Raw genomic sequence first — 17,439 nt, 5'->3', positions numbered from 1 at the left:
GCTATAATGGCGCGGCAAGGGGGAACTTGGGGGGCGCACACAAGGAGGGCGTCATGAGAAAGTCGCTGGTCGTCGCCGTGGCCGTGATCGTCCTGCTCCTCCCCATCGCGGCGCAGGGACAGGGCAGTTACCCGCCGGGGATGGTCTGGCGCTCGCCGGTCGTCGTGCAGAACATGGGCGACGCTACGGCCACGGTCTTCGTGGACTACTACCGCATGTCCGACAGCGCGTACATCCCCTCGGCCCGCGAGACCTTCCAGTTGGAGCCGGGCCGCGCGCGCGCCGTCCGCCCCTATCTCAACCCCGACCCCGCTCTCACCGACGGCATGTACTCCATGGTCATCCACGGCACCCGTCCGCTGGCGGGGGTGGTCAACGAACTGGCCACGGGCCGCGAGATGGCCTACAACGCCCTGGAACCGGGCACGCGCAAGGTCTTCCTGCCCAACATCACCAAGCACTACTATGGCTTCAGCACGCCGTTCTACATCCAGAACAGCGGCGACACCGACGCCACGGTTACCATTGAGTTCTTTGACTTCAATACCGGCAACCCCATTGAGAGCGCCAAGCGCGTGATCGTCCTGCCGCCCAACGTTAGTTACGAGTACGACCCGGCGGTTGCCCCCAACTCCGAACTGCCCACCAACAAACAGTACGCGGTGGTGGCGACGGCGGACGTCGGGCAGTCCATCGTCGGCGCGGTGAACCAGGTCGGGCGCGACACCGACCTGGCCTATTCGGGCTTCCCGTCGGGCGGGCCGAATGTGTACCTGCCCAATATGGTCAAGGGGTACGCGGGCTACATCACCCCCGCCATCATCCAGAATGTCGGCACGACAACGGCCTACGTCAACGTGGAGTACTACGGGTTTGATGGCACGTTCTACCCGCTGGCCGGCAAGAAGAACTACGAACTGAAGCCGGGCCGCTCCCTGCCCGAGCGCCCGTGGACCTACCCCGACAACGTTCTGCCGCCCAACAAGCAGTATTCCGTCGTGGTGCGGGGGCAGCCGGGCGACGAACTGGTGGCCATCGTCAATCAGAACCGCAACCTGGCCGATCACAAGGACGGCTCGGCCTACAACGGCTTCAACGAAGGCGCGCAGTACGTGTTCCTGCCCAACGTGGTCAAGGGCTACTACGGCTACATCACGCCCATCATCATCCAGAACGTGGGCGCGGTTACGGCCACGGTAACAGTGCGTTACTACGACTTCAACACCGGCACCGAGTGGCCCAACGCCGGCCTCAAGAACTACGCCCTGGCTCCGGGACGGTCGGTGGCCGAGCGGCCCTGGACGTATAGCGACGCCGACCTGGCCAACAACGCCCAGTACTCCGTGGTCGTGGAAGGCGCGCCCGGCGACGAGTTGGTGGCCATCGTGAATCAGGTGAAACTGGACAGCGCCGTGGACAACTCCAGCGCCTACGAGGGCTTCCGGTGCGTGGCGCAGTACGGTTGCAGGCGATGAGCGTGGCGTTTCAGCGGTTTCTCAAACGGGCGACGGACATCGTGGTCTCGGTCGTCGGCCTGGCGCTCCTGGCGCCGGTGTTCCTCGTCATCGCGGTTGCGATCAAGTTGGATTCGCCCGGCCCGGTCTTCTTCCGGCAGGAGCGCGTGGGCAAGGATGGGCGCATCTTCCGCATCTTCAAGTTTCGCACCATGGTGCAGAACGCCACCGCGCACCCGCTGGGGTATCACACCCACGACAACGACCCCCGCGTAACGAGGGTGGGCCGCTTCCTGCGCCAGTACAGCCTGGACGAACTGCCGCAGTTCTTCAACATCCTGGTGGGCGACATGAGCCTGGTGGGGCCGCGGCCCACGCTGGCCTACCAGGTGGAGAAGTACAACGACTTCCAGCGGCGGCGACTGCTGGTGCGCCCGGGCGTAACCGGCCTGGCCCAGGTCAACGGCAGGAATCAACTCACCTGGCCCCAGCGCATAGAGCGCGATGTCTGGTACGTGGATCATTGGTCCTACGCCCTTGATCTGAAAATCCTGTGGCAGACGGTGGGGGTCGTGCTTCGGCGCGAGGGCGTGTACAACGACGGCGTCCCCGACGAGATTTCGCAGACGGGGTGAGTCGGCGGGTTCCCTCTCAACCGCTGAGCGCGCAGAGACCGCCGAGAAGTCTTGAGGGATTTTCTGCGTGCTTCGCGCGCTCTGCGGGTACATGACGGCGAGTCGGCCCGGCCCGTTGCCTTCGCGATAGAATCCATGCCCGAGGTGATGCGGTGATGCGCGTTGTCGTGTACGGAGCGGGGAATGTGGGCAAGATGGTGGCCTACATCCTCAGTTACCGAGAAGACGTTCGGGTCGTGGCGATGGTGGACGACAACCGCGACATGTGGGGCAAGGAAGTGCGGGGCGTGCCGGTTGTCGGCGGGCCCGACAGGCTCCCCGCGCTCCTGGCCGATGGCGTGGCGGGCGCCATCTGCGCCATCGGCGACAACAAGGCGCGCGGTCGCCTGTCCGAATGGATGGCCCAGATGGGGTTTGAGATCATCAACGCCATCCACCCGACGGCCCACATTTCTAAGGACGTGCGGATGGGGCGGGGGAATATCATCGGCGCCGGGGTTACGCTGTACGTGGACCCGGTCATCGGCAACAACGTGTACATAGACGCCGGCGCCATCGTAACGCACGACACGGTCATCGGCGACAACGCGCTCATCTCGTCGGGCGCAACTATCGGCGCGCGGATTGACATCGGGCGGAACGTGCTGGTGGGGCTTGGCGCGTCGGTGATGACGCCCGAATGGGGGCCAGGCGCGCGCCTGCGCGTTGGCGACAACGCGGTGATCGGCATCGGCGCGGTCGTCATAGACGATGTGCCCGACAACGCCGTGGTGGTCGGCGTCCCGGCCAAGGTCATCCGCTATCAGGAGCCGTAGGCGCGGCTACTCTATGCGGCGGATGTTCGCCCCCAGGGCCTGGAGTTTCTCCTCAATGCGCTCGTAGCCGCGGTCTATCTGGCCGATGTTGCGAATCTCGCTCTGCCCTTCGGCGCACAGGGCGGCGATGAGCAACGCCATGCCGGCGCGGATGTCTGGGCTTTCCAGCCGCTCGCCGTGCAACTGGGCCGGCCCCACGACGACGGCGCGGTGCGGGTCGCACAGGATGATGTGCGCGCCCATGCTGATGAGTTTGTCCACGAAGTACAGGCGGCTCTCAAACATCTTCTCGTGGAAAAGGACCGTGCCCTTCGCCTGTGTCGCGACCACCAGGGCGATGCTCATCAGGTCGGCGGGGAAGCCGGGCCAGGGCGCATCGTCTATTTTCGGAATCGCCCCGCCCAGGTCGGGCATGATCTCCAGCGGCTGATCCGCCGGCACGAAGACCTCGTTGTCGCGAATTTCTATGTGCACGCCGAGCCGCTCAAACATGAGCCGAATCATGCGCAGGTCGTCGGGGACGGCGTCGGTGATGGTCAGTTCGCTCTTGGTGGCCGCCGCCAGGCCGATGAAACTCCCCACCTCCACGTGGCTGGAGCCGATGGTGAATTCGGCCCCGTGGAGACGGTCCACGCCCTGGATGAAGAGCGTGTTGGTGCCGATGCCCTGCACCTGGGCGCCCATCTGGTTCAGGCAGCGGGCCAGGTCCTGCACGTGCGGTTCCGACGCCGCGTTGCGGATGATGGTGGTGCCTTTGGCCAGGCTGGCGGCCATGAGCACGTTCTCGGTGCCGGTAACGCTGGCCTCGTCCAGGAAGATGTCGGCGCCGCGCAGGCCCGTGGTGGACAGGCGGAACGTCTGGCCAATGGCGAACTCGGCCCCCAGCGACCCCAGGCCCACGAAGTGCGTGTCCACCCGCCTGCGCCCGATAACATCGCCCCCCGGCGGCGGCAGTTCCACCCTGCCCAGCCGCGTCAGCATGGGTCCCGCCAGCAGGATGGACGCGCGAATCTCCTTGCACAGCACGGGATCCAGATGGGCAGACCGCACATCCCGCGCGTGAAGCCGCAGGTCGTGCTCGCCGATCCATTCGGCATCCACACCCGACGCCACCAGCAATTGGAGCATGGTCTCCACATCGCGGATGCGGGGGACGTTGTGCAGGATCAGAGGCTCATCCGTCAGCAGCGACGCCGCCATGATGGGCAGCGCCGCGTTCTTGTTGCCGCTCGGAGTTACCCGCCCGTGTAGGCGGTTCCCACCCTCTATGATGAATTTCGCCACGTTGCGCTCCTTATCTTGGTCAGGGAGATGGCCGCGCTGCCTTTCCGGTCGGGGCCGTGTGGGGCGCGCCTGCCTGTATGAAAGACGCTCGCTAGGACTGCGCGGGTTCCCGGAAGGCCACCCGAACGGGCGTCCCCGGCCCTGCCCGAAGGCGGCGGGCGGCGCACCCATCGCGCTGGGCCAGTTCCAGATAGCCCGAACTGCCGAACAGGGCGATGACCTCGCGTGGCCCACCTTCGGCATAGGTGCGGCAGAGACGGCGGATCTTGTGGCGGCCCACCTGCACGTGGGCAAAGCGCGCCCAGTCCGCGTCCTGCTGCCGAATGTTGGTGATGACGTTGCCGAACGCGTCGGTGTGGAGCACCTCGCCGGCGAGCAGATGCTCGCGAATCCAGCGCGGGCGCGGCACCGGAAACAGCGCCAGCGTGCCCGCGTCGGGGCCAAAAGCCTGCAGCGGCACGCCGTTGTGGATGTAGGCCGCGGCGGGGGCGAAGATGTCGCGCCCGTGGAACGTCTGGCTCACCGGCTGGCGGTAGTACGCCTGGTTGGACAGGACCACTGCATGGTGATCCGCCGCATCCGCCAGCACGAAGGACAGCAGGCCGTTGTCCGGCGCCACGAAGAACCCGCGGTCGGTCTGGACGGCGATGGGCCGTCGCTCGGTGCCCACGCCTGGGTCCACCACCGCCAGATGCACCGTCCCCATCGGGAACGCGCGACTGGATGCGGCCAGGACGAAGGCTCCCTGGCGGATGTCCTGCGGCCGCACGTGATGGGTGATGTCCACCAGCGTGGCGTTGGGGCAGATGGAGAGGATCACCCCCTTCATCTCCGCCACGTAACTGTCCTCCTCACCGAAATCCGTCATCAGCGTGATAATGCCCATGCCTTCACCTCGCTCGCATTGTACCGAGAACGCCCTCTCACGTCAAAGGCGCTTGGCCTAACTTTTCGCCGTACTCTAAACCGATTCTAATGTCCCGTTAATCTTCTTGCGTTATAGTACCTGGCTGAACAATCCGACATAGGAGCGAGGAGGATGATTCACGTAAGCAACCTCACCAAGCACTATGGGGATTTTCAGGCGCTGAAGAACGTCAGTTTTGACGTGGCGAAGGGGGAGATTCTCGGCTTCCTCGGCCCCAACGGCGCGGGCAAAACCACCACGATGCGGATCCTCACCGGCTACCTGCCGCCCACGTCCGGCACGGTAACCGTGGCGGGGTTTGACGTAACGACGGATTCGCTGGAGGTGCGAAAGCGCCTCGGCTACCTGCCGGAGACCGTGCCGTTGTATCCCGAAATGACGGTGTGGGGCTACCTGGACTTCATGGCGCGCCTGCGGGGCGTGGACAAGCGGGAGCGCCGCATCGGCGAGGCCATGGAGAAGGTGCGGATCGCCGACCACGCGGACATGATGATCGGCAAATTGTCCAAGGGCTACCGGCAGAGGCTGGGCCTGGCGCAGGCGCTGCTGCACGACCCCGAGGTGCTGATTCTGGATGAACCCACCATCGGGCTTGACCCGCGCCAGATCATTGAGGTGCGCGAGTTGATTCGCGGCCTGGCGCAGGATCACACGGTGATTCTGAGCACCCACATCTTGCCCGAGGTGAGCCAGACGTGCACGCGCGTCCTCATCATCAACGAGGGCGAGATCGTGGCCGAGGGCACGCCCGAACGGCTCATGGCGCGGCTCAAGGGCGCCGAGCGTATCTTCGTCCAACTGGCGGGCGCGAAAGACGACGAGGCGCTGCATCTGTTCCGCTCGCTGGATGGCATCCTGGCCGTGGACGAGAAGGGCGACGGCGCCTACGAGGTGGAGTGCGCGCTGGGCACTGACAAGCGCCCGGAGATCGCCCGTGAGGTCGTGGGCCGCGGCTGGAGCCTGCTGGAACTCCGGCCGGTGGGCATGAGCCTGGAGGAAATCTTCCTGAAACTCACCACGGAGTAGCGGAGGTTCCCCATGAAGAACACCCTGACCATCGCGCGCAGAGAGATTCAGGCATACTTCGTGTCGCCGATTGCCTATGTGGTGGCCGCGGCGTTCCTGGCGATCATGGGCTACTTCTTCGCCATGATCCTGTATTACTCGCGCGAGGCCACCATGCGCTACACACTGGGCAACATGACGACGGTGCTTTTGTTCGTGGCGCCCATCCTGACCATGCGCCTGCTGGCCGAGGAGCAGCGCATGGGCACCATAGAGTTGCTGCTCACCGCCCCTGTGAATGATTGGGAGGTGGTGCTGGGGAAGTTTCTCGGCTCCCTCACGCTGTACGCCTGCATGTTGGGCGTGAGTTTGTACTTCCCGTTCGTCCTCAGCATCGTTGGCAATCCCGATTTCGGCCCCATCGTTTCGGGCTATCTGGGGATGCTCCTGCTGGGCGGGGCGCTGCTCAGCCTGGGCGTGCTGACCTCGTCGCTGACGCAGAACCAGATTGTGTCGGCGGTGCTGGGCGTGGTGCTCATCGTCCTGCTGTGGCTTGTCGGCGCGCTGGGGGATGTAACGGGAGCCCCGCTGTCCGGCGTGTTCCAGTACCTGGCGCTGTCGGAGCACTTCTACGATTTCTTCAAAGGCGTGATTGACACCAAGGACGTGCTCTACTACCTCAGCGTCATCGGGGCGGCGCTGTTCCTTGCCACGCGAGTGCTGGAAACCAGGAGGTGGCGATGATGCGCGAACGACTCTCCCGCTGGAGCAACACGCTGGCCTACGCGGGTCTGTTTGCCATTGCCGCGGGGCTTGTCGCGGCGCTGTTCATGGGCAAGATGGGCTGGGTTCCGGGGGCCATCCTGGCCGTTGGGGCGGTGCTGCTCGTGGCGGCCGCGCTGGGTCGCCCCGCCGAGGTGCGCAGGGCGCTGACGGGCAGGCGGGCGCGCTACGGCTCCAACGCCGTGGCCATGAGCCTCATCCTGTTGGCCATCCTGGCGCTGGTCAACTTCTTGGCCAACCGACATCATGCGCGGTGGGATTTGACAAGCGCGAAGCAGTACTCGCTGTCCAGCCAGACGATTCAGATTCTCAAGGATCTGAAGGAACCCATCAAGATCACGGCGTTCTTCTCGCCCGCCGACAGCGCCCAGGCCACGCTGAAGGACCTGCTGGCCGAGTACACGTACCACACGGACAAACTGTCGGTGGAATTCGTGGACCCGGACCAGAAGCCCGCGGTGGCGCGGCAGTACGGCATCACCAGTTACGGCACCATCGTGTTTGAGCGCGGCGCGCGCCGTCAAGACACCTTCGGCACCGACGAGCAGAGCATCACCAGCGCCATCCTCAAGGTCTCGCGCGACGAGCAGAAGGGCATCTACTTCCTCACCGGCCACAAGGAGCGAGACCCCGAGGGCTATGCCGACGATGGCTTCAGCGCCATCAAGGCCCTGCTGGAGAAGAACAACTACAAGGTGGGCACGCTAAACCTGGCCATGACCAGCACCATCCCGTCGGATACGGCGGCCCTGGTCGTCGCCGGCCCGCAGACCGCCTACGCCGAGGACGAGCGCCAGACTCTGGCCACCTACCTGAACGGCGGCGGCAAACTCATGGTGCTGCTGGACCCCGCCTCGGGCGTCGACCTCAATTCGGTCCTGGAGACCTACGGCGTGCGCTTCCGCAACGACCTGGTGGTGGACATCTACAGCAGTTTCTTCGGCGACCCGCTGACGCCGTTGACCGCGCGCTATCCGTACAGCATGATCACCAAGGACATGACGGGGCTGACCAGTTTCTTCCCATACGCGCGGTCCATAGAGCGGCTGGGCACCGCGCCGGAGGGCGCGACGATTACCGACCTGGTAACCACCAGCGACCAGAGTTGGGGCGAGACCAACCTGACCCAGCGCCAGGTGCAGAAGGACGCCGCCGACACTCCTGGCCCGCTGACCCTTGTGGCGCAGGTGCAGAAGGGCAAAACGCGGCTCGTGCTCGTGGGCGATTCGGATTTCGCCGCCAACAACGTGCTGAACTCGGTGCGCGGTGCTTTTGGCAACGCGGACCTGTTCGTCAATGCCATAAACTGGCTGGCCGAGGAGGAGTCGCTGATCGCCATCGGCCCGAAGACAGGGGACGTGCGCACCGTGTTCCTCACGCCGTCGCAGATGCGGCTCATCCTGTACAGCAGCGCCCTCGTGTTGCCGGCGATGGTACTGTTTGTGGGGCTGCTGGTCTGGTGGCGGCGGCGATAACGCCGGGTTCGGAGGGTTGAGGTGAGACTGCGCAACACGCTCATCCTGTTCGTCATTCTCCTGGCGCTGACGGGCTACGTGTTCCTGGTGGAGGTGCCCAAGTCCAAGCAGTCGCCACAGGAGCAGGTCGGGGCGGCTCCGCTCTGGGAGATTCCGCAGGATCAGGTTGTGCGCCTGGAAGCGGCCAAGAGCGACGGCCAGGCGCTTGTCCTGGAGCGCGCGGAAGGCCAGACCTGGTGGATACGCGCGCCGTTTGTGTACGAAGCGGACGGGAGCCGCGTGGGGGGCGTCGTGAGCGACTTGAGCAGCCTGCGTTCCACCCGCGCGCTCAGCGACACGCTGAACCTGTCGGACTACGGGCTTGCGGCACCGACTCTCACGGTAACGCTCACGCTGGCGAGCGGCGAGCATCATACCTTGCGGGTGGGCGACCAGAACCCCACGGGGACGTACCGGTACGCCATCGCCGACGACCGTCCGGAGGTGCACCTGGTGTATGCCTGGAGCATCAACACGCTGGAGCAGATGATCGCCGAGCCGCCACGGAAGCCGACGCCTACACCGACGCCGACGGTAACGCCTACGCCGTCGGCAACGCCCATCCCATCCGCCACACCCACGCCGACGCCCTGATGGGGGCTTGGGGCGCGGGCTTTGTGCGGGGCTGGGGAAGGCTCGGTTCCAACGTCCGTTGGCGCGGCGTTGCGAGGGCGCGCAGCATCCGAAGCGACCTTTTCCGAGTTCGTAGGGCGGCTTTCCATAGCCGCCGGACGCAGGGGGCAGGTATGGAAACCTGCCCTACGCGCGCGATTCGCAGTTCCAACTCCACGGGGAGAGGGCTCGTAGAAGGTGGAAACGTATGTTTTAAGAAAATTGGGTGTGCCAATTTATGAAAACTGTGGTATAATAATGGGAAGGGTTTGAAACTCACGAGTAGTGTCGCGGGCTCCAGCGGAACCGAGCGTTACGTTTGCACGTTTCATATAATAGATAATAGAGTGAGGAGGCAACTTGAATCTCAACCGCCTACCAATCGGCGAGACGGACGACGAGGTTGCTGCATTCACGGAACCCGAAGAGGATTTTGCCCTCTGTCCCCTTGACGATGAGTCCCCATGGCCTGCGGAGCAAGATTCGGCCGACGAAGACGTCCCCGATTTGGAAGCCAGACACATCCTTGACATTGACGAGTCTCCGGCCGACGTGAGCGATCCCATCAATCTGTACTTGCGGGAGATCGGCCGCGTGCCGCTGCTGACCGCCGAGGACGAAGTAACCCTAGCGAAGCGCATGGAGCGCGGCCAGAAGGCGCGGCGCATGCTGGAGCAGACCAATCTCTCGCCGGCGCGTCGGGAACGGCTGGAGGCCTGGGTGCGCGAGGGGGAGGAGGCCCGCGATCACCTCATCCGCGCCAACTCGCGGCTGGTCGTCAGCATCGCCAAGAAGTACATCGGCAGGGGCGTGCCGTTCCTGGACCTCATCCAGGAGGGCAACATCGGCCTGATCCGTGCGGTGAAGAAGTTTGACTACCGGCGCGGCTACAAGTTCAGCACCTACGCCACGTGGTGGATTCGCCAGGCGGTGGCGCGTGCCGTGGCCGATCAGAGCCGCACCATCCGCGTGCCCATCCACATGCACGACCAGATCGCCCGCGTGGCCCGCATTTCGCAGGACATGGCCCAGGAATTGGGGCGCGAGCCGACCCACCAGGAACTGGCCGAGCGGCTCAACCTTCCGGAGGACAAAGTCCGCCGCATCATGAAGGCCGCCACCCGAATCCTGTCGCTGGAGGCTCCCGTCGGCGAGGATGGCGACAGCGAGTTGGGCGAGTTCATCAAGGACGAGACGTCGGTCAGCCCGAGCACGGCGGCCTCGCATTCGCTCCTGCGCGAGCAACTGGAGGAACTCATGTGCGCGCTCAGCCAGCGGGAGGTGCGCATCCTCCAGATGCGGTTCGGCCTGGTGGACGGGCAGACCCACACGCTGGAAGAGGTGGGGCGCAAGTTCGGCCTGACCCGCGAGCGCATCCGCCAGATAGAGGCCCAGGCGCTCATGCGGTTGCGCCATCCGCGCCGCAGCAGCAAACTGCGGGACTATCTGCGGTAGGGGCGCGGGGGCGGGCTCCCTGCCATTCTGGGCCGCGGGGCGGCGAAGAGTCTCGCCAAACGAGATGCTTCGCTCGGCATGGCAAAGAGAAACCGCGAATGGGCGCGAATTCGCGTCCATTCGCGGTTACCGTCGCCGCTACACGTCCAGGTTGCGCACGTTCTTGGCGTGGGTCTGGATGAAACGCCGGCGCGGGGGCACCTGATTGCCCATGAGCATCTCAAAGGTGCGGTCGGCTTCTACCGCGTCCTCCACGGTAACCTGAAGCAGCGTGCGGTTCTCCGGATTCATCGTCGTTTCCCACAACTGCTCCGGGTTCATTTCGCCCAGGCCCTTGTAACGCTGAATGGTGATGTTTTCACCCTTCTGTTTCGCCAGAATCTGGTCCTTCTCGGCCTCGGTGTACACGTAGTAGTGCTGCTTGCCTTTTTCTATGCGGTACAACGGCGGCTGGGCGATGAACAGGTGCCCGTTCTCAATCAGGGCAGGCATGTAGCGGAAGAAGAACGTCAACAGAAGCGTGCGGATGTGCGCGCCGTCCACATCGGCATCGGTCATGATGATGACGCGGCCATAGCGCAGGTTGGACAGGTCAAACGACTCGCCGATGCCGGTGCCCAGCGCCGTGATGAGCGCCCGCACCTCGTTGTTGTTGAGCATTCGGTCCATACGGGCCTTTTCCACGTTGAGGATCTTGCCCCGCAGCGGGAGGATGGCCTGGAATCGGCGGTCGCGCCCTTGCTTGGCCGAGCCGCCTGCCGAGTCGCCCTCCACGATGTACAGTTCGGCCTTCAGAGGGTCGCGCTCCGAGCAGTCGGCCAACTTGCCGGGGAGCGACAGGCTTTCCAGCGCGCTCTTGCGGATGACGAGGTCGCGGGCCTGGCGTGCGGCCTCGCGCGCGCGGGAAGCGATGAGGCTCTTCTCCACGATGGCCTTGGCCTCGCGGGGGTTTTCCTCCAGGAACGTGGCAAGCGTGTCGGCCACCACCGATTCCACCTGGCCCTTGACTTCGGCGTTGCCCAGTTTGGCCTTCGTCTGGCTTTCAAACTGCGGGTCGGTGAGTTTGACGCTGATGACGGCTGTGAGGCCCTCGCGCACGTCGTCGCCGGTGAGGTTCGGCTCGTTCTCCTTGAGAAGCCCACTCTTGCGGGCGTAGTCGTTCAGCGTGCGGGTGAGCGCGGAGCGGAAGCCGGTGAGGTGCGTCCCGCCGTCCACGGTGTTGATGTTGTTGGCGAAGGCATAGACCGACTCGCTGTAACCGGTGTTGTACTGGATGGCCACCTCAACCTGGGTGCCGTTGACCTGCTTTTCGGCGTAGATGGGCTTGTGGAGCACCTCGCGGCCGCGGTTCAGGTACCAGACGAAGGAGCGCAGGCCGCCCTCAAAGTAGAACGACATCTCGCGGTCTTCGCGCTCGTCCACGAAGGTGATCTTCAGCCCGCGCGTCAGGAAGGCCATCTCGCGGAAACGCTGCGCCAGGGTCTCAAATTTGTAGTCTATGCCCTGTTTGAAGATCTCGCTGTCGGGGAGGAACGTCGTCTTCGTGCCCGTGCCGTCGGCCTTGCCGATGCGCTCCACGGGCGTAACCGGGTGGCCGCGCTCGTATCGCTGGCGGTACACCCCGCCATCCCGACGCACCTCCACCTCCATCCATTCCGACAGCGCGTTGACGGCCGACACGCCGACGCCGTGCAGCCCGCTGGCGACCTTGTACCCGCCGCCGCCGAACTTGCCGCCGGCGTGCAGGATGGTCATCACCACCTGCAGGGCGTCCATCGGCTTGCCGTCGGCGTCCTTCTGGTTGGGGTGGGGCCCCACGGGGATGCCGCGCCCGTTGTCCTCCACGACCACCGACCCGTCGGCGCGGATGGTAACCCGAATGCGATTGCAGAATCCGGCGAGCGCCTCGTCAATGGAGTTGTCCACCACCTCAAAGACCAGGTGGTGCAGCCCCCGAATGTCGGTGCTGCCGATGTACATGCCCGGGCGACGCCGCACGGCCTCCAGCCCCTCAAGGACCTGGATGTCGTGCACGCCGTAGGAGTTGTTCTTCTCGTTGCCCCTGTCGCTCATAGGTCTTTTTCACCCGATGGATTGGTTCTGTCCGGTTTTGTGGCCGATTCGCCTGCCAGGGCAGTCAGGACCGCTACGCGCTGTTCCAGCGCGCGCCAGCGACTGCTATAGAAGATCAGGCTTGCGGCGGCCAGCGCCGTGCTCACGAATCCGTTGGCCAGGATGGCGACGGCGGTGCCGGCTGTGCCCGAGGCGATGGCTTCCCACACGACGCCAAGCCCCCAGGTCAGCGTGAGTGTCAGCAGGATGAGGGCCGCCGTCGCGCCGCCGTTCAGCCGCACCAGGGTTACGCTCCTGGAGACCGCCTGGCGTACCCCTACGTCGTCCAGCACCATGGCGTCCACGGCGAAGAACAGGTAGAACGCAACCCAGATCAAGAAACCGAGGCCCAGCCAGCCCACCACGGTGGCCAGGAACATGGCGCCCTGCGGGTAGAAGAACGAGAGCACGCCCACCATCATCATGGCCGGGAGCGCCAGCACGACGGCGATGCCCGCCACGACCACGCCGAGCGCCACGAGCCGCCACAGGACGCGCGCGGCATGGGCCAGCGCCGGCCCGATGGCCCCGCGGCCGCCCCGCACCTCTCGTCCCAGGATGCCTAGGTAGAGCGCGAGCAGGTAGCCGCCGAGCACGAGCAGCGCCACAGCGAGCCCCGCTGCCCAGGCCCAGTTGTCCAGCGGCCACACCCGTTGCCCCGCAATGCGCACGGGAAGAACGGGCAGACCCACCGTCAGCAATTCAAACAGATTGAACTTTTCGCCCCATTGCGCCAGATTGCGGGCCGCCGCCAGCGCCGCGTCAGCGTACTGACCGGTCTGGCTGCCGACGCCGGCCCGAATCGCATCGGCCACCTGCTGGATCAGGGGGCCGACCGAGAAGCGGGGGCCGAGCCAGGTGAGCAGGTTCACCGCAATGGGCAACAGGATTGCCCAGGGGCGGCGGGTCACCAACTCAAAGCCCGCGGTCAACGCCTCAATTACGCCTATACCCTTCCCGTTTTCCACGTCGCATATTTTACCATACCTGCCCGATACTGAAAAATCCCGCGCGCCCTGGGCTCGGTTCCGACGGGCCATCGCGCCGCCTCGCCAGGGCGATGGACGTCTGCGAATCGCACGAATTCGCGCGAAGGCGGTTACTTGCGGCGCACGTTGTCGCCCCCAACCGTCATCGCGAATCGCGCGAATCCACGCGAATGGGGGTTGGGGTGGGGTGTGCGCCCCGCCGGCCTGACGCTAAAGCATCGGGCTGAAGGTGCAAAGCCCTGCGGGCTGGGGTTAGCCCCGCGCGTGTAGAGCAAATTGCCAATTTGCTCTACATTCCCTGCCTGCGGCGGAGGCGAAGGTGCGGCGCACGTTGTCGCCCCCAACCGTCATCGCGAATCGCGCGAATCCACGCGAATGGGGTTGGGGTGGGGTGTGCGCCCCGCCGGCCCGACGGCGATTGCTTCGGGCGCTCCGTGCTTTGGAACCGATTCGGGGTCTCCCGTGCATTTGGGATGGCACCCGCCCTGTGCTATAATCGGCCAGGCACGGCGGTGGCGGAGGCGAATGTATGTATCTAGGCCCTCGGCGAAGGCGGCGCTCTTCTCCGGCGCGCATCACAATCTATCTCATCCTCATCGCGTTTTTCTCGTACCTCATCGTCAAGCGCCCCGAGTTGCCCATGCTGCCCCAGCCGGGCCCGACGCCCACGCCGCAGAAGCCGGCAGCCGAGTGGCTTGCCGAGGCGGACGAGCACTACCAGAACGGCGAACTGACCGCAGCCATCGCGGCGTACACCCAGGCGGCCCAGGCTGACCCCGGCAACCCGGAGCCGCTGATCCGGGCGGCGCGCCTGCTCATGATGCGCCACAAACTCGGCCAGGCCCTGCAAATGGCCCAGCAGGCGACGGCCCTCGCGCCCGATAGCCCGCTGGCCCTCGCTACGCTGGCGCGCGTGTACGACTGGATGGGCCGCTACGACCAGGCGCTGGAGGCGGCGCTCAAGGCAGCCCGACTCGGCCCTAACACCCCCGAAACCCATGCCTACCTGGCCGAAGTGTACGCCGACAAGGGCTTCTGGCGGCAGGCCGAGGACGAGGCCAACCAGGCCCTGGACTTGAGCGACGCCAATGTGGACGCTTGGCGGAACTACGGGTACGTCCTGGAGGCGCAGGGCGACTACCGCGGCGCGTTGGAGAGTTACAAGCGAGCGATTGAGTTGCACCCGCGGCTGAGTTACCTGTACCTGGACGCGGCCCGCAACCTGCGCGCCCTGGGCGACTACGACGGGGCCATCGCCTACCTGGAGAAGGCTGTGGCGCTGGATCCCGACAACGCCGAGGCCTACGACCAGATTGGGTGGACCTACTTCTATCTTCAGGATTACGACCGCGCGATCCCCGAATTCATGTCCGCCATCCAGGCTGACCCCGAGTTCGGCAGCGCCCACGCTCACCTGGGGATCACGTACTACGTCCTGCGCAACTACGAGGGCGCGATAGAGAACCTGCAGAAAGCGGTGGAACTGGGATGGCAGACGGAAGAGGTCCTGTACGAAATCGGCCTCTCGTATGCGTACCTGGACCAGTGCGACCAGGCGCGCCCGTGGCTCCAGAAGGCGCTGGAAATCAACCCCTCATCGCAGCCGGCGCTGGAAGGTCTCCGGATGTGTCCGGAGAAGTAATCATGCGCATTCGCGAGAAATCGGGCAAAATAGGCCGACAATTGCCATAGACCCGTTTCTACGCCTCTAGACGCGAATTTGCAGTTTCGGGGCACCTTGTGTATGATAAGGCCGCGTTAGCACTCTCGGCGCAAGAGTGCTAACGCGGTTCTGATGCCCAGAACCCGCCACAACCGTGCGCCACCAAGTCTCGCAAATCCAATTTCAGTGAGGAGGTAAGGCAATGACAGTCAAACTCAAACCCCTTGCAGACCGTGTAGTTGTGGAACCCATTGAGCAGGAAGAGAAATCCGCAGGCGGCATCATCTTGCCCGAGACCGCCAAGGAGAAGCCCCAGAAGGGCGTCGTCATCGCAGTCGGCCCGGGCCGCTATGGCGAAGAGGACGAGCGCGTCCCCATGGAAGTCAAGGTGGGCGACAAGGTCCTGTATGCCAAGTACGCCGGCACCGAGGTCAAGGTCAACGACAAGAAACTCCTGATTCTCAAGGAAAGCGACATTCTGGCGATCTTTGAGGAATAACCCCCAGCCTTTTATCCGACTGACCTAAACCCTTGAAGGAGGTTGTAAAGCATGGCGAAACAACTGGTTTTTGCAGAAGAAGCGCGACGCAATTTGAAACTAGGTATGGACATCCTGGCGAATGCCGTCATCACCACCCTGGGGCCCAAGGGGCGCAACGTCGCCCTGGACAAGAAGTTCGGCGCCCCCACCATCACCCATGACGGCGTAACCGTCGCCAAGGAGATTGAACTGGAAGACCACTTCCAGAATATGGGCGTGCAACTGCTGAAGGAGGCCGCTACCAAGACCAACGACGTGGCGGGCGACGGCACCACCACCGCCACCGTGCTGGCCCACACCATCGTTACCGAGGGGCTGAAGAACGTGGCCGCGGGCGCCAACCCGATGCTCATCAAGCGCGGCATTGAACTGGCCACGTCCGCCGTGGTAGAGGCCATCAAGGCCGAGGCGAAGGAAGTCAAGGACAAGGACGACATCGCCAACGTGGCCGCCATTTCCGCCGCCGACAAGACCATCGGCGCGCTCATCGCCGAGGTCATGGACAAGGTGGGCAAGGACGGCGTCATCACGGTGGAAGAGTCCAAGGGCCTGGAGTTTGAGACCGAGTACGTAGAGGGTATGCAACTGGATCGCGGCTACATCTCGCCCTATTTCATCACCAACCCCGAGCGGATGGAGGCCGTCCTGGAGGAGCCGTACATCCTCATCACGGACAAGAAGATTTCCGCGGCCACCGACATCGTCCCTGTGCTGGAGAAGTTGGTCCAGGTGGGCAAGCGCGAGGTGCTCGTCATCGCCGAGGATGTGGACGGCGAGGCGCTGGCGACCCTCGTGCTCAACAAACTGCGGGGCATGATCAACTGCGTCGCCATCAAGGCCCCTGGCTTCGGTGATCGCCGCAAGGCTATGCTGCAGGACATCGCGATCCTGACCAACGGGACCGTCATCAGCGAGGAAGTGGGCCGCAAGTTGGAGTCGGTAACCATCGCCGACCTGGGGCGGGCCGACCGCGTCGTCGCCACCAAGGAGGACACCACCATCATCGGCGGCAAGGGCGATCCCGAGAAGATCAAGGGCCGCATTGACCAGATCAAGGCCGAGATTGAAATCTCCACGTCGGACTACGACAAGGAGAAATTGCAGGAGCGGCTCGCCAAACTCGCGGGCGGCGTCGCGATCATCCGCGTGGGCGCGGCGACCGAGGTTGAACTGAAGGAGAAGAAGCACCGCGTGGAGGACGCGCTCTCGGCGACCCGCGCGGCCGTGGAAGAGGGGATTGTCCCGGGCGGCGGCGTGGCCCTCATCAACGCCATCCCGGCGCTGGACAAGGTGCAGGAGACCGGCGATGTAGCGACCGGCGTCGCGATTGTGCGCCGCGCCCTGGAGGAGCCCCTGCGCCGCATCGTGGAGAATGCCGGCATGGACGGCGCCGTGGTTCTGGACACCGTGCGTCGGCTCCAGAAGGAGCAGAATAACCTCAACATCGGCTACGACGTGTTGGCCAACGATTACGGCGACATGGTGGCCAAGGGCATCATTGACCCGGCCAAGGTTACCCGCTCGGCCGTGGAGAACGCCGCCAGCATCGCGGCCATGATCCTGACCACCGAGGCGCTCATCTCCGACCTGCCGGAGAAGGAGAAGGCCGGCACCCCGCCGATGCCCGAGTACTAGACCGACCGCAGGCA

At 64.6% G+C, this 17,439-nt stretch carries 15 protein-coding genes; 11 read left to right on the top strand and 4 right to left on the bottom strand.

Features of this window, described 5'->3' with window-relative positions; genetic code table 11:
- Positions 1–53: 53 nt before the first annotated feature.
- The 3 genes from H5T65_01735 (at position 54) to H5T65_01725 (ending at position 2,904) form a co-directional block, all read left to right on the top strand.
- Entirely contained in the window at positions 54–1,475 is a 1,422-nt protein-coding gene (locus H5T65_01735; GenBank protein MBC7257950.1) for a hypothetical protein, read from the top strand.
- Positions 1,445–2,089, top strand: coding sequence for a sugar transferase (locus tag H5T65_01730; GenBank protein ID MBC7257949.1), 645 nt, complete (start codon positions 1,445–1,447; stop codon positions 2,087–2,089). Before H5T65_01735 ends, H5T65_01730 begins: the two co-directional genes overlap by 31 nt.
- 155 nt (positions 2,090–2,244) lie before the next feature.
- Positions 2,245–2,904 (top strand): NeuD/PglB/VioB family sugar acetyltransferase, encoded by a 660-nt coding sequence (locus H5T65_01725; protein MBC7257948.1) that lies wholly within the window; start codon positions 2,245–2,247, stop codon positions 2,902–2,904.
- A 6-nt stretch (positions 2,905–2,910) separates the two neighbouring features.
- Here H5T65_01725 and murA read toward each other — a convergent pair whose 3' ends face one another.
- Complete coding sequence (gene murA, locus H5T65_01720) at positions 2,911–4,359, bottom strand: UDP-N-acetylglucosamine 1-carboxyvinyltransferase (GenBank protein MBC7257947.1); 1,449 nt, start codon at positions 4,357–4,359, stop codon at positions 2,911–2,913.
- Entirely contained in the window at positions 4,280–5,074 is a 795-nt protein-coding gene (locus H5T65_01715; protein MBC7257946.1) for an SAM-dependent chlorinase/fluorinase, read from the bottom strand. The genes murA and H5T65_01715 overlap by 80 nt, the downstream gene beginning before the upstream one ends.
- Before the next feature lie 153 nt (positions 5,075–5,227).
- Here H5T65_01715 and H5T65_01710 point away from each other — a divergent pair, with 153 nt between their 5' ends.
- The 5 genes from H5T65_01710 (at position 5,228) to H5T65_01690 (ending at position 10,485) form a co-directional block, all read left to right on the top strand.
- On the top strand, positions 5,228–6,142 hold the full coding sequence (locus tag H5T65_01710; protein MBC7257945.1) for an ABC transporter ATP-binding protein: 915 nt from the start codon (positions 5,228–5,230) through the stop codon (positions 6,140–6,142).
- A gap of 12 nt (positions 6,143–6,154) precedes the next feature.
- Positions 6,155–6,865, top strand: coding sequence for an ABC transporter permease subunit (locus H5T65_01705; GenBank protein MBC7257944.1), 711 nt, complete (start codon positions 6,155–6,157; stop codon positions 6,863–6,865).
- Entirely contained in the window at positions 6,862–8,379 is a 1,518-nt protein-coding gene (locus tag H5T65_01700; GenBank protein MBC7257943.1) for a GldG family protein, read from the top strand. The genes H5T65_01705 and H5T65_01700 overlap by 4 nt, the downstream gene beginning before the upstream one ends.
- 21 nt (positions 8,380–8,400) lie before the next feature.
- Positions 8,401–9,012: a DUF4340 domain-containing protein gene (locus H5T65_01695; GenBank protein ID MBC7257942.1), complete on the top strand. Its 612-nt coding sequence runs from the start codon at positions 8,401–8,403 to the stop codon at positions 9,010–9,012.
- A 525-nt stretch (positions 9,013–9,537) separates the two neighbouring features.
- Positions 9,538–10,485: an RNA polymerase sigma factor gene (locus H5T65_01690; protein MBC7257941.1), complete on the top strand. Its 948-nt coding sequence runs from the start codon at positions 9,538–9,540 to the stop codon at positions 10,483–10,485.
- A 138-nt stretch (positions 10,486–10,623) separates the two neighbouring features.
- Here H5T65_01690 and gyrB read toward each other — a convergent pair whose 3' ends face one another.
- Together gyrB and H5T65_01680 are read right to left on the bottom strand one after the other, a co-directional pair.
- Positions 10,624–12,558 (bottom strand): DNA topoisomerase (ATP-hydrolyzing) subunit B, encoded by a 1,935-nt coding sequence (gyrB, locus tag H5T65_01685; GenBank protein ID MBC7257940.1) that lies wholly within the window; start codon positions 12,556–12,558, stop codon positions 10,624–10,626.
- Positions 12,555–13,508, bottom strand: a complete 954-nt coding sequence (locus tag H5T65_01680) for a hypothetical protein (GenBank protein MBC7257939.1) — start codon at positions 13,506–13,508, stop codon at positions 12,555–12,557. Before H5T65_01680 ends, gyrB begins: the two co-directional genes overlap by 4 nt.
- Positions 13,509–14,115: 607 nt before the next feature.
- Between H5T65_01680 and H5T65_01675 the strand changes: the two genes are divergently transcribed.
- The 3 genes from H5T65_01675 (at position 14,116) to groL (ending at position 17,425) form a co-directional block, all read left to right on the top strand.
- Positions 14,116–15,228: a tetratricopeptide repeat protein gene (locus H5T65_01675; protein ID MBC7257938.1), complete on the top strand. Its 1,113-nt coding sequence runs from the start codon at positions 14,116–14,118 to the stop codon at positions 15,226–15,228.
- 223 nt (positions 15,229–15,451) lie between these two features.
- Entirely contained in the window at positions 15,452–15,748 is a 297-nt protein-coding gene (gene groES / locus H5T65_01670) for a co-chaperone GroES (GenBank protein ID MBC7257937.1), read from the top strand.
- 51 nt (positions 15,749–15,799) lie between these two features.
- On the top strand, positions 15,800–17,425 hold the full coding sequence (groL, locus tag H5T65_01665) for a chaperonin GroEL (GenBank protein ID MBC7257936.1): 1,626 nt from the start codon (positions 15,800–15,802) through the stop codon (positions 17,423–17,425).
- Positions 17,426–17,439 lie beyond the last annotated feature (14 nt).

It is taken from the genome of Chloroflexota bacterium (genome assembly GCA_014360805.1).
GTDB lineage: Bacteria > Chloroflexota > Anaerolineae > DTLA01 > DTLA01 > DTLA01.
This window is presented reverse-complemented; position numbering and strand designations above follow the sequence as displayed.